Consider the following 13064-nt stretch of genomic DNA (forward strand, 5'->3'; position numbering starts at 1 on the left):
ATGCGCGAAGGGCGCTGTGCTAGGCACACCCGATGGCTCGTGCACTCGAAGGCGTTCGCGTAGTCGAAGTCGCGCAGTGGTGGTTCGTACCCTCCGGGGGCGCGGTGCTCGCCGACTGGGGCGCCGACGTCGTCAAGATCGAGCACCCCGTGACCGGCGATCCGCAGCGCGGGCTGGTGACGTCCGGGTACTTCCCACCCACCGGCGGGGTCAACTTCATGATGGAGCAGTCGAACCGCGGCAAGCGCAGCGTCGGGCTCGATCTCGCGCATCCGCGCGGGCGCGAAGTGCTCTACCGGCTCTGCAAGGACGCCGACGTGTTCCTCACGAACTTCCTGCCGGCCGCGCGCCGCAAGCTCGAGATCGACGTCGAGCACATCCGCAAGGTGAACCCGAACATCATCTACGCGCGCGGCCACGGCCACGGCGTGCGCGGCCCGGACGTCGAGAAGGGCGGCTACGACGCGGCGTCGTTCTGGTCGCGCGGCGGCATCGCCCACGCGCTCACGCGTGCCGACGCCGCGGCGCCGACCATGCAGCGCGCTGCGTTCGGCGACTCGGCGGGCGGGATGACGACCGCCGGTGGCATCGCCGCCGCGCTCTTCCGGCGCGCGCGCACGGGCGAGCCGTCGATCGTCGACGTGTCGCTGCTCGGAACGGCGATGTGGATCCTCGCGCCCGACATCGTGCTGGCGCGGTTCACCGACCAGGAGATGCCGGCCTTCGACCGCACGCAGGCGCCGAACCCGATCGTCAACAGCTACAAGACGAAGGACGGGCGCTGGCTCTTCCTCAACATGCTGCAGCCCGATCGCTTCTGGGCCGATCTCTGCCGCCACATCGACCGGCCCGACATGATCGCGGATCCCCGCTTCGAGAACGGCATGGCGCGCTTCCAGAACCGCGAGGAATGCGTGCGCGAGCTGGAGAAGACCTTCGCGTCGCGCACGCTCGACGACTGGCGCCGCAAGCTCGACGACGTCGAGGGCGTGTGGGCGCCGATGCAGACCGCCAAGGAAGTCGGGCAGGACGCGCAGGTGATCGCGAACGGCTACCTCTCCGAGGTCGACGTCGGCGACGGCACGAAGTTCACGCTCGTCGCGAGCCCCGTGCAATTCGACGAGACGACGCCGGCGCTGCGGCCAGGTCCCGACATGGGCCAGCACACCGAGGAGGTGCTCCTGGCACTCGGCTACTCGTGGGAGGATCTCGCCTCGCTCAAGGAGGCGGGCGCGATCTCGTAGCAGTGGCGCTCCTCACCCCGCTCAGCGAAGACGAACGCACGACGTTCTTGGTCGTGTCGCTCTCCGACGAAGCACTGCGCAAGCTCGTCGTCCGCCTCGGCACGGCGCCGAAGGGCGTGCGCATCGACTCGCTCTCGGTGTGGGAGCTGGCCGACACGCTCGTCGACTACTACGCGGACGACGCCGAGGTGTGGTCGGAGGTGGACCGTGCGCTGCGTCGGGAGATCGGCGCCTCGCCGCTCGGCCCCGCCGTCGCCGCGGACGGCGGCGCCGCGGCGGTGACGGCGCTCGTCATGGACTCGCGCGATCCGGCGCGCGACCTCGCCTGGGCGTTGCTCGGCGCCGAGCGGGACGAGGACCGTGCGCAGGCGAGCCGCCTCGTGCAGACGATCATCGCCGAGTTCGACGAGGCCGACGAGCGCGCGAAGGCGTCCACCGACGCGCCGAAGGCCGAGAGCCAGCTCGTGCGCGAGACCACCCGCCTCGCGCGCAAGGCGGAGAAGGAGGCGGCGCGGGCCGACAGCCAGCGCGAGCGCGCGCTCCAGCGCGTGGACGACCTCAGATCGCGCATCGCCGAGCTCGAGCAGAGCGTGGCGGTCGCACGCAAGGACCTGCGCGAGAGCGAGCGGGCGCGCGAGAAGGTGGGCGCCGAGCGTGACAAGCTGGCGCGGGACCGCGACGCCCTGCGCGGCCGCGTACAGTCGGGCACGGCGGCCGAGGTGGCGCGGCTCACGGACGAGCTCGAGGCCGCCGAGCGTCGTGCGCGCTCGCTCGACGCGGCGCTCGAAGAGGCGCGGGCGCGCGAAGACGAGCTCGCGGCGCGCGTTCGCACGCTGGAGCAGGCGGGTCCGGCACGGCCGGCGACCGAGTCGGCGCCGGTCGAGACGACCACCGGCGCCGTGTGGAGCATGCCGGTCTTCACCAGCGAGTTCTACGATTCGCTGCGCGGTTGGGACCGCCGCATCGTGCGCAGCACCTTCGAGAAGATCGCCCGGCTGTGCGACGACTGGCGTCACCCGAGCCTCCGCGCGATCGCGCTCGAGGGTCTGCCGGACTGCTACCGCATCCGGATCGCCACCGACGTACGCTTGATCTATCGCCCGGTCGACGGGAACCGCATCGAGATCCTCTCGCTGATCGACCGGGAGGACCTGCAGCGGTACATCCGGCACGCGAAGGGGGCGTGAGCGGCGAGCCGCTCGTCGACCGAGCCGGCGCGGCGCTCACGCCGGTGGCAGCATGAAGTCGATCGCGAGGTCGATCTGCGCCGCGAGCATCGGCTCGCCGTGGTGGACGGCGCACCCGCGCTTCGCGGCCTCGGCGAGAAAGGGCGTCGGCTCCGGACGGATCACGACCTCGGCCGCAACCGTGCCGGGCGTGAGGCGCGTCACGTCGAGCGGCAAGGCGTCTCCCGGCTGCATGCCGAGCGACGTCGCATTCACCACGAGATCGTGATCCGACGGATCGGGGCCCCCCGTGGCGACGGCGAGCGCCGGCCAGGCCGCTCGCACGCGCGCAGCGAGGGCGGTCGCCTTCGCGGCGGTGCGATTGTGGATCGTGAGCGCGGCGGCGCCGTGCTTGCCCATGGCGAACGCGATGCCCGACGCCGCGCCGCCGGCGCCGGCGAGAAAGACGCGCTTGCCTCCCACGTGGTGGCCGGCCGCACGCAGCCCGCCGACGAAGCCCTCGCCGTCGAACATGGTGCCGACGAGCCGCCCGTCCGGCTCGCGCCGCAAGACGTTGCACGCGCCGACCTGGCGTCCCTCGCGCAGCACCTCGTCCAGCAGATCCACGAGGACGGTCTTGTGCGGCATGCTGACGAGGGCGCCCCTGAAGGTGTGGATCGCGCGCAGGCCGGCCAGCACCGGCTCCAAGTCGCCCGCCTTCACGCGCAGGGGCACCATGACGGCGTCCCGTTCGCGAGTGGCGAGCGCCGCGTTCACGAGCGCCGGCGATCGCGCCTGCGAGACCGGATCGGCGATGATGACGAGGAGGTCGGTGCAGCCGGTGATCGTACGGTCCATCTGCGCCGACCCTAGCTCACGGGCTCGGCTGAGGCGCCTGGGCCTGGGCGAGCGCCGCGAGCTGCCGGCGGGCCTCCTGGCCCCACAGCGTGTCGCCGTGGCCGCCCGCGAGCTCCGACAGGACTTGGCGCGCCTCCACCGGCTCGATCGGCAGGCGCGCCATCGCGTCGCGATAGGCGAGCTCGGCCCAGAAGGCGTCCTCGCCGTACGCCGACCGGTACGCCTCCGCTTCCTTGCTCCCCTCGGCGGTCTTGTGCTGGGCGATGAGTGCCAGGGTGAGGAAGTAGTGCGCGCGCTGGCGGCGCTCGGCGGCCTCGTCGGTGCGGTCGCGGATCTCGCGAAGGAGCGCTTCCGCCGCCCCGAAACGCTGGTGCTGATAGAGCGCCACGCCTTCGTTCAGTCCCGAGAGCACGTCCTCGAGCGCCGAATCCGATCGGGCGCCCGGGAAGCGGGCGCGGTAGCGCTCGGCCGCCTCCCGTCGCGCCTGCGCGAGCCCCGCCGTCCCCGGCTTCGCGAGCGCGACCAGCGCCTGCCACGCCTCCTCGGGGCTGAGCGGCTGTTCGAGCGCCTCGGTGTAGTACTTCTCCGCGCAGCGTGGCTTGCCCGTCTTCGAGCACGCGAGCCCGGTCAGGTACATGACCGATCCGAGCGGCTGCAGGCCCTGCTCGACGAGACGACGTCCGACCTCCGCCGCGGTCGCGAAGTCCTTCACCTCGACGAGGTTCCGCAGGAGCGCCAGGCGTCCGGGCTCGTCCTGTCGCTTCTCGAGCAGCCGGGTCGCGCGCAGCACCGAGGGCGACACGCGCCAGATGCGCAGCGGCTCCTTGCGGTAGGGCCCGAGCGGGGCCTCGCCGTACATGGTGACGAGCGTCCACGTCGGCGGCGGCGTGAAGGCCGAGATGGACGTGGCGCACCGGATGCAGCCGTACCAGGGCAGGCGCCCGCCGCCGGTCACGACGACGCCGTCGGTCACCGTGCCGAGCGCGGCTGCCTGCCCCACGGGCTCCTCCGGGCGCAGCTCGCGGATGCGCGAGAAGCCGCGCCCGTCGGGCGCGAAGCTCGCCAGGCGGTTCAAGAACCCGAAGTCGGACGCCACCACCTCGTCGGGGAACGCCGACAGGATGAGCGCGTTGGCTCGCCGCTGCTCGCCGAACGCGTCGCGCGTCGGCCACGTGAGCTGCACCCCCTGCACGATCGTCCAGACGGCGAGCGCCGCCGTCGCCACGAGCCCCACCCGCGGCCACGACCGCACGAGCTCGCGCAGGTACGCCGTCAGCGCGAGGCAGAGGGGGATCGAGAGGAAGCAGAGGTACCGGAAGATGTGCGGGAACAGCATCACCCACTGGCCGTTCTCGCGGTGCGACGGCATCGCCGAGAGGCTCGCGAGCTGGACGAGGAAGTAGAGGAGCCACTTGCCCGCCGAGGCCGCGCGCGCGGCGAAGAGCAGCGCCAGCACGACGAGCGCGTGCGGATACCAGCCGCCGAAGTACGTGCCGTACTGGCTCGGGAGGAGCAGCATCTTCGAATAGTCGAGCACCAGCTCCCAGCTGTGCGGCTGGAACCACGCCGCCTTGCGGACCAGGTGCACGTCGTAGATGAGGTCGCCGAACCTGACCCACTGCCACGTGAAGTAGGCCGCGACGAGCAGGGCGAACGTGCCCGCGCAGAGCGCCGACACGCGCCACGTCTCGCGCACGCGACGCACGGCCTCGAGCGCGAAGAGCGACCCCACGAGCACGCCCCACTGCTTGGCCGAGTAGCCGAGGAACAGGAACACGCCGCCGAGGACGGCCGCGACCATGCGGACGCGCGAGCCGTGGGCGTCGTCGCGCGCCACGCGGTAGAGCCAGAAGCCCGTGTAGCAATACGTCGCGAGCGGTATGTCGATCACGAAGAGCGTGCTCGAGCAGACCTCGAGCGGCAGGATCGCGATCGTGGCCATCGCGACCAGCGCCCACTCGCGCTCCCATTCCTGGCGTGCGAGCGCGTAGGCGAGCGGCATGTTGAGGATCGAGCACAGCGTGACGAATCCGACGAAGCCCCACTCGGTCACGCCGACGAGCTTCATGAGCCCGACCACGGGCACCCAGAACGCGAAGCGGAAGTCGTACGGGACCTCCCGGCCCCACGTGCCCGACTGATAGATGCCGTGGTACGCCGAGAAGTAGTTCGGGTCGTCGCCCAGGCCGTAGCCGCTGAAGAGCAGGACGCGGAGCGCGACGCCGATCGCGAACACGCCGAGCCAGAGCACGGGCCACGGGAGCCACGGTCGCTCGCGTGCGGACGCCGTCACGACCGTCTCGACCGCCATGCGCCCGTCAGCGGGTTCCGCGCCGTCCCCTCAACCACAACCGCACGAGGTGCGAATACTTGTAGAAGGCCTCGTGCCACAGGTTGAACTTCGACTGCCGCCAGTCCTCGCAGGTGACGGGGACCTGCACGATGCGTCCGCCGGCGAGCTTCGTGAGGTAGCAGATCTCGAGCACGTACGACGAGCCGACGTTGATGCGATCCATGAACCGCCGCAGGATCTCGACCCGGAATCCCTTCGCGGCAAGCGAGTAGTCGTCGTACGTGAGCCCGAGCAGCAGGCGCGTCGCGTGCAGGAAGGAATCGGAGCCGAGCTTGCGGAAGAGCGAGCGCTGCTGGTTGCCCATCTTCTTCGAGCCGACGACGATGTCGTGCGTCTCGAGGAGGTCGACCGCCGTCGCGATGAACGCGAGCTCGACCGAGAGGTCCATGTCGACCGAGACCAGGAATGGATGGCGCGCGCGCCGGACGAACTCTTTGAAGGCGAGCCCGACACCCTTCTCCGGGATGTGGAAGAAGGAGACGCGCGGGAAGCGGCGCGAGAGATCCGCCCCGAGCGTCGTCGTGGAGTCGGTCGAGCCGTTCGAGCCGATGATGACCTCGTAGTCACGGCCGAGCGTGTCGAGATGGGCGAGGAGGCGCTCGGTGTTCGGGACGAGGATGGCCTCCTCGTTCAGGACCGGGATGCCGACGGTGAAGGGGGTGGGACCCGCGCTCATTTCTTCTGCTCGGCGAGACGTTCTCCGGCATACTTCGCCCACGGTGTCGAAGGGAAGCGCTGTTGCGTCTCCTCCCACTTGGCGATCGCGCCGGGCATGTCGCCGAGCTGCGCCTTGCACAGCCCCACGTGATAGAGCGCCTCGGGCGACGACGGCCCTTCGGGGAAGCGGTCGACGAGACGCTGGAACACCTTCTCGGCCTCCGCCAGCTCCTTCTCGCGGAAGAGCGAGATGCCCTCGAAGTACGTTGAGTGGATCGCGGTGTTCGAGAGCGGCGAGAGGCGCTGCGCGGCCTGGAAGTACGGAATGGCCTCGCGGAGGGCGCCCGTGTTGTAGATCGCGAGCCCCTTGTTGTACGAGCCGTCCGCGTCGAGCGAGCGCGCGGCGATCGCGGCCTCGGTGAACAGGACGGCGCCGACGGCGAGCCCGCCCGCGAGCACCAAGCGACGCGTGCGGAGCGGCCACTCGCCCGTGCGGCGCACGAGCGCCACGACGCCGGCCACCCCGGGGAGCTCGAGGAGTCCCTCGCCAGCCCTCCGCAGGAGGCCGCGCGTCGGCAGCACGGCGAGCACGAAGAGGAGCCAGCCCAACGCCGTGCAGGCGCGTCCGAGGTAGACCGTCGGGCTACCGCCGAACGCGAGCTCGACGCGATCGCCCTTCGGGAAGACGAGCATGAACGTCGGGCCCGCGAGCCAGACCTTCTCGCCCGTGAGCGCGTGCCAGCGCGGGTGATAGGAGATGCGCACCAGGATCGGATGGCCCGGCGTGCAGCCGGTGATCGTGATGCGATCGTTCCCCATCACCTCCTGGATCGGCGGTGGCGGCCCGAGCGGCTTCGTCGGGAAATCCTTCGGGAGCCCCTCGCTGACGGCGGCGAAGAGCTGCTCGTCGCCGGGCTCGACCTTGTCCGTGAACACCGGGAGCACGTCCTCCGGCGTCGCCGTCTTGAACCACTGGTACGACGTCTCCTTCCACGCGTCGCTACGGACGAGGACGGGCGCCGTGGTGAGCGGGATCGCGTAGCGGTTCGCATTCTCCTTCACGCGATAGATCTGGTAGTCGCCGACGTTCGACTCGAGCTCCAGGCCCGGGTGCTTCGCCGCCGCTTCCTTGATGGGCTTCGACTTCACGATGTACTGCGAGACGTTCATCATGCGCAGGTGCGCCACGCCGCGCTCGAGGTTCGGGCGCGAGCAGCCCCAGTCCGGGAAGGGGCACGACATCACGTTCGAGACCTCGGACTGGATGAAGAACACGAACGGCGCCGTCGGCGAGCCCTGCATGTAGAGCCCTTCGAGCGTCGAACGGCCCGTGAAGTAGGGGAGGTTCTCGAACACGCGGATCGTGCCGAGCTGCTCGTGGTCGGGCGAGTGCTCGTAGACGACGCGCGGATCGCCGACGTTGCCGCGGAGCTTGTCGATGATGCCCTTCAAGGTCGGGTACGTCGCCTTCCGCTCGAAGCCCGAGTAGTTCCACTTGACCCACGAGGGGATGAACGAGACCTGCTTGCCCACCACGAACGGCACGACGAGCGCGCCCACGATCGGCCAGATCTCCGGCGCCGGCAGCGTCGCGAAGAGGAGCCCCAGTCCCACGGCCGCCGCGAGGCAGAGGCCGAGCTGGAAGAAGGGGAAGAAGCGGATGTCGACGACGTGGAACGCCTTGGCCGTGTAGTAGAAGAGGATGCCGATGCCCGTCGCCCACCAGATGAGGCCGAGGATGCGCGGGAACGGTTTCTCGGCGAAGACGGCGAGGGCCACGTGCGCGAGCAACGTCGCGACGGCGATGCCGGCCGGGATCCACAGGATCGGCGGCAGGACCTCGCGCCAGCTCTTGATGATCCACACGTGGCTGTACGACGTCGTCCACGGCGCGTAGACGAGGAGCGGGAAGAGCCAGAACGCCATGATGAGGATCGCGAGCCCGTGGATGGCCGTGAGCGCACCGACCCGCCGCCACCAGTCGCGCGTCGTGACCAGCTCGTAGGTGGAGAAGAGGCCCGCCCACAAGAGGGTGTACCCGTGCGCCATGCCGATGATGGCGACGAGGAGCCCCGCCCACGCGTAGCCGCTTCGCCGGTCGATCGAGCGGCGGAGCACGCCCATGAACAGGACGGCCAGCGCGAACCCGAGCGAGAACGCGAACTCGCCGGCGAGCGTCGACGGGATGTTCCCGCCCCACATGGAGTTCGCCTCCATGAACAGGAACGGCAGCGTCGAGAGCGCCGCCAGCGCGGGCGCCGGGAACGGTGCGGCGGCGAGGCGCACCGCGAAGTAGGCACACACGGGCAGGAGGAACGTGCCCATCACCGTGCCGATCTTGAACGCGACGGTGAGCGGGATCAGGTGCGAGAGGAGCGCGATCAGGACGAACGGCAGGAAGAAGTAGAACTGGAAGAGCGGGAAGCCGCAGTAGTTGCCGGGACACCACCCGGTGACGGCGCCGTGCGGCAGCAGCACGTCGCGCATGTACTCGGCGGCGTAGTAGTGCGTGCCCATGTCGCCGCCGTTGGTCACGGTGTCGGCGAACATGACGTCGGCCGGGAACTTGTCCCGGATGAGCCAGAGCGCGGCCCCGACGGCGACGACGTCGCAGAGGCTGCGCACGACGCGCAGCCGATCCCGCATCAAGTCGCGCGGCTCGTCGCTCTGCGGACGACGAGCCCCAGCCACAGGACCACGAGGATCCCGGCCCCGATGAACAGGGTCATCTGATTGCGCTGCCAGAAGTCGCTCGGCGCCACGATGTCGACGATGCCCTGCGCGACGACACCCTGGTGCACGCCACCATCGTCGTACTCGATCGACACGAAGACCGGATAGCGGCTGCCCGCGAGCGCCGTGCGGTTCACCACCGACACCGACTCCGTCGCCTCGGCCCACGCGGCCAGGTGGACGGTGCCGGTCGGCTGCGATGCTTCGAGGCCCTCGGGCACGGCGATCCGATAGCTCGAATCACGCTCGGTGGCCGAGAGGTTCTTGAAGCGGATCTTGAGCGTTCCCGATTCGGCGATCCCGCTCGACGCGATCTCCGGCACCGACACCTTGGCGGGCGGCGGGTTGCCCTGCACGAGCGTCGTCACCAGGAGCGCCTGGAACGGGTACTGGTTGGCGTCGGCGTAGTCGACCGACACCTGGAAGGGCCACCGGCCTTCGCCGAGCTGGCCGGCTTCGAGCGTGAGCTCCTCGTCGAACGTCGTGTTCGGCTGGAGCTCGGGACGCATCTTGCCGCGCGCCTGCTTGTCGGCGAAGCGGAGCGTCGGGGCCACGGACTTCGCCGCCTCGTCGCCCGTGTTGCCGATCGTGACCGTCGACGCGAGCGTCGTGCCGCGCAGCTCGGTCTTCTGCGCGATCGTGATGCTGATGGTCTTGGCGCGTGCCGGTGCGGCCCCCAGCACCGCGACGCCGCACGCGAGCGCGAGAAGCATCCTGCTCATCCGCGCCACCCTGTCAGAAGGCCGTGAAAAAGGAAACCGATTCACGCGCCTCCACCGGGCCTGAGCTTCGCATCGAGCCGGCTGCGCAGGTTGCGCAGGTAGAGCCACGTGACGGCCGTGGCCGCGGCGCCGCCGGCGATGCCGGTCACCTCGCCCTGGCTGATCGCCCAGACGGTATACGCGAGCGCGCCCAGCAGCGCCGTGACGATCGTGATCCGATGCACGACGGCGACGGGACCTGGACCGGGCTGCGCGGGCACCGCGCCGACTTAGCAAAGACGCACCGCCGCGGCTACGCACCTGCGGCGCGCTCCCGCGCTATCGCGGTTCCTGCGGATCGGGCCGCCGCTCGCCGTACCAGAGGTTCTTGCCGTCGCGGCTGCGCAACCCCGCCTCGCCGGAGAGGAGCAGCCGGAAGAGGATCCCGAAGAGCTCGCGCCCGGAATACGTGCGCAGCCGCCGCCCGGACGTCGTGACCGATTCGCGCAGCACGACGAACCGCCCCGCCCGGTGGAGCGCGCGGCTCATCGCGGCTTCCTCGGCGGCGAACAGCGCCTCGTTGAAGGCCGGCACGACGAAGGAGATCACTCGAAGTGAACGGACGGTCGTGCGGCCGAAACATTCCGCCCCCCTTCCCGCAGCACGCGGCCACGGCTACACGGACCGCCGGAGGAAATCCATGGCGTACATGCTGCTCGTCATCGAAGAACCCGAGATGCGGCGCCGCCGTGCGATCGCCGAAGGGCGCCAGCTCTACGACCGCATGGTCCAGTTCGGGGAGGGCCTCAAGGCGCGTGGCCTCTTGCGACTGAGCGAGTCCCTGCGGTCCGACGTCGACGGCGTGCGGGTTTCGCTCCGCGGCGGCAAGCGCAAGCTCGTCGACGGTCCGTTCGCGGAGTCGAAGGAGATGGTGGGCGGCTTCTTCCTGCTCGATTGCAAGACCAAGGAAGAGGCGGTTGCGATCGCCAGCGAGTGCCCGGCGCTCGAATGGGCCACGATCGAAGTTCGGGAGGTGGCTCCCTGCTACGAGGGCTGACGCCCCCCGCGCGATTGTCGATCCCGCCCGGCGTCGTTCGTCCAGATGCTGAAGGAGGTCGAATGCTCAAGACAATCGCCATCCTGGCGCTCGTCCTGGTCGCGGCCGTGCTGGTGCTCGCGGCCACCAGGCCCAATTCGTTCCGCATCGTCCGCAGCACCACCATCAAGGCGCCGCCCGAGAAGATCTTCGCCTTCATCAACGACTTCCGCCGCTGGTCGTGGTCGCCCTACGAGCACCGCGATCCGGCCATGAAGCGGACCCTCAGCGGCGCCCCGGCCGGCAAGGGCGCGATCTACGAGTGGGACGGGAACAAGGACATCGGCAGTGGACGGATGGAGATCATCGAGGTCTCGCCCTCCCAGACCACCATCCAGCTCGACTTCATCTCGCCCTTCGAAGCGCACAACGTCGCGGAGTTCACGGTGGAGCCGCGGGGCGACGCGACGAGCCTCACCTGGTCCATGCGTGGCCCGAGCACGTACATGACGAAGCTGATCGGCGTCTTCATCAGCATGGACAGCATGGTCGGGAAGGACTTCGAGACCGGGCTCGCGAACCTGGAGTCGGCGGTGGAGAAATAGCGTCGCGCAGACGTACACGCGTTGCGCTGCGAGTGCAACGGCGCCGACGCGCTCGCCGCCGTACCTCGGCCGGGCTAGATTGGTCCGCATGGCCTCCGCGGTGCAGAACTGGGCCGAGATCCTGCGCACGCAGAACCTCGCCGCGGACCGCGCGATGGACGGCGTCTCGCGCTGGCTCCTGATCACGCGCGCGAGCGTGTTCCCGATGACGGTGCTCTCCGCGGCGATCGGCGGGCTCTTCGCCGCGCGCGCGCCCACGGCGCACTGGGGCTACTTCGTGCTCTGCCTCGTCGGCCTCGTGCTCGCACACGCCGCGAACAACATGATCAACGACTACTTCGACCTCGAGACGGGCGTCGACACCGACTCCTACGTGCGCACGCAGTACGCGCCGCACCCGGTGCTCTCGGGACTGGTGTCGAAGTCGGGGCTGCTGCTCGCGATCGCCGTCGTCAACCTGCTGGACCTCGGGATCCTGCTCTACCTGACGGAGCAGCGCGGCTGGCTCGCGGCGCTCTTCGCCCTGCTCGGAATCTTCGTCAGCGTCTTCTACGTCGCGCCCCCGCTCCAGCTCAAGCACCGCGGTCTCGGCGAGCCGGGTGTCTTCGTCGTCTGGGGGCCGCTGATGATCGGCGGCACCTACTTCGTCACGACGGGCCAGTTCGCGCCCTGGGTGATCGTCGCGAGCTTCCCGTACGCGATGCTGGTCTCGGCCGTCTTGATGGGCAAGCACATCGACAAGCTCGACGCGGACGCGGCGAAGGGGATCCACACGCTGCCGGTGCTGCTGGGCCGCGAGCGCGCGACCTTCCTCACCCAGGAGCTGCTCGTCGGATTCTTCGTCTTCGTCGTCTGCCTGGTGCTCGTCGGGACGCTCGGCGTCTGGACGCTGCTCTCGCTGCTCGCCCTGCCGCGGCTCGCGCAGGTGCTCCGCGTCTACGCCCAGCCTCCCCCCACCGCCGCGCCTCCCGGATACCCGCTGTGGCCGCTGTGGTACGTCTCGTGGTCGTTCCTGGTGACGCGCCGGGCGGGGGGCCTGTTCGCGATCGGTCTGTTGCTCGACGCGGTCTACCCGATCCACCTCGCGTGACCGGTCGGCGTGGTCGTCGAAGCTCGTTGGTGTTGGTGGATGGGCTCTGCTCGGCTGCGGTCGCCCGCGCGGGGCCCGGGGCTTTGATGTGGAGACTTCCCGATTTGACTCCGCTCGCCTGCGGCTCGCTGCGCGCGGAGCGCTGTCGCGCTCCGCTTGCAGGGACGATCCGAGCCGTTGCTTCGGGGCCCTGAGGGGTCCGACCTTCGGAGACGGTCCTTGGGGAGCCTGCGGGGCGCAGGTCTCCTGGACTCGCTTCTCCGAGCGTTCCCGAGGCGTTCCGAAGCACGGGCTCTGCCCTACCTCGGGGCTCTCTGGCCGGGCTCCTGGCAAGCGGAGCGCGCAAGCGGTCCGCGCGCAGCGAGCCGCAGGCGAGCGGAGTAAGATGAGGCGGAAACCCGTTCAGGCGACCCACAGCCGGGTGAACCACCAACTCTCGACGCAGCCGAGGTACACGGTGCTTCGACGCAGCCGAGGTGCACGATGCCCGAAGCCCTGATCATCGATGCGGTGCGCACGCCGCGGGGGCGCGGCCGGGCCGGCGGGGCGCTCTCGGGGATCCACCCCCAGCATCTGCTGTCGCAGTGCCTGAGCGCGCTGCGCGAGCGCAACGGGATCGAT

Annotated in this window: 12 protein-coding genes; 5 read left to right on the forward strand and 7 right to left on the reverse strand. The window is 70.0% G+C overall.

What is annotated here, in order from left to right:
* The first annotated feature begins 32 nt into the window (after window positions 1-32).
* Both VMS22_01130 and VMS22_01135 read left to right on the forward strand, forming a co-directional pair.
* Complete coding sequence (locus VMS22_01130) at window positions 33-1244, forward strand: CoA transferase (protein ID HXJ32616.1); 1212 nt, start codon at window positions 33-35, stop codon at window positions 1242-1244.
* Window positions 1245-1246: 2 nt separating this feature from the next.
* Window positions 1247-2431: a hypothetical protein gene (locus VMS22_01135; GenBank protein HXJ32617.1), complete on the forward strand. Its 1185-nt coding sequence runs from the start codon at window positions 1247-1249 to the stop codon at window positions 2429-2431.
* Between the two features lie 36 nt (window positions 2432-2467).
* Here VMS22_01135 and VMS22_01140 read toward each other — a convergent pair whose 3' ends face one another.
* The 7 genes from VMS22_01140 to VMS22_01170 are packed head-to-tail and all read right to left on the reverse strand — an operon-like array spanning window position 2468 to window position 10321.
* Window positions 2468-3268 carry a shikimate dehydrogenase gene (locus VMS22_01140; protein HXJ32618.1) on the reverse strand — a complete coding sequence of 267 codons (801 nt, stop codon included), beginning with the start codon at window positions 3266-3268 and terminating at the stop codon, window positions 2468-2470.
* Window positions 3269-3284: 16 nt separating this feature from the next.
* The gene (locus VMS22_01145) at window positions 3285-5579 is read right to left on the reverse strand and encodes a phospholipid carrier-dependent glycosyltransferase (GenBank protein HXJ32619.1); all 2295 of its coding nucleotides are present in this window, start codon (window positions 5577-5579) and stop codon (window positions 3285-3287) included.
* A gap of 7 nt (window positions 5580-5586) precedes the next feature.
* Entirely contained in the window at window positions 5587-6297 is a 711-nt protein-coding gene (locus VMS22_01150; protein HXJ32620.1) for a glycosyltransferase, read from the reverse strand.
* Entirely contained in the window at window positions 6294-8924 is a 2631-nt protein-coding gene (locus VMS22_01155) for a 6-pyruvoyl-tetrahydropterin synthase-related protein (GenBank protein ID HXJ32621.1), read from the reverse strand. Before VMS22_01155 ends, VMS22_01150 begins: the two co-directional genes overlap by 4 nt.
* Complete coding sequence (locus VMS22_01160) at window positions 8924-9733, reverse strand: hypothetical protein (protein ID HXJ32622.1); 810 nt, start codon at window positions 9731-9733, stop codon at window positions 8924-8926. The genes VMS22_01155 and VMS22_01160 overlap by 1 nt, the downstream gene beginning before the upstream one ends.
* Window positions 9734-9774: 41 nt before the next feature.
* Window positions 9775-9993, reverse strand: coding sequence for a hypothetical protein (locus VMS22_01165; GenBank protein ID HXJ32623.1), 219 nt, complete (start codon window positions 9991-9993; stop codon window positions 9775-9777).
* A 58-nt stretch (window positions 9994-10051) separates the two neighbouring features.
* Window positions 10052-10321 carry a hypothetical protein gene (locus VMS22_01170; GenBank protein HXJ32624.1) on the reverse strand — a complete coding sequence of 90 codons (270 nt, stop codon included), beginning with the start codon at window positions 10319-10321 and terminating at the stop codon, window positions 10052-10054.
* Between the two features lie 91 nt (window positions 10322-10412).
* Here VMS22_01170 and VMS22_01175 point away from each other — a divergent pair, with 91 nt between their 5' ends.
* The 3 genes from VMS22_01175 to VMS22_01185 all read left to right on the forward strand — a co-directional run bounded on the left by VMS22_01175 (window position 10413) and on the right by VMS22_01185 (window position 12443).
* Window positions 10413-10769: a YciI family protein gene (locus VMS22_01175; protein ID HXJ32625.1), complete on the forward strand. Its 357-nt coding sequence runs from the start codon at window positions 10413-10415 to the stop codon at window positions 10767-10769.
* A 62-nt stretch (window positions 10770-10831) separates the two neighbouring features.
* Window positions 10832-11353 carry an SRPBCC family protein gene (locus VMS22_01180; protein ID HXJ32626.1) on the forward strand — a complete coding sequence of 174 codons (522 nt, stop codon included), beginning with the start codon at window positions 10832-10834 and terminating at the stop codon, window positions 11351-11353.
* 88 nt (window positions 11354-11441) lie between these two features.
* Window positions 11442-12443 (forward strand): prenyltransferase, encoded by a 1002-nt coding sequence (locus VMS22_01185; GenBank protein HXJ32627.1) that lies wholly within the window; start codon window positions 11442-11444, stop codon window positions 12441-12443.
* Window positions 12444-13064: the final 621 nt, after the last annotated feature.

Source organism: Candidatus Eisenbacteria bacterium (assembly GCA_035577985.1).
Lineage (GTDB): Bacteria > Desulfobacterota > Binatia > DP-6 > DP-6 > DATJZY01.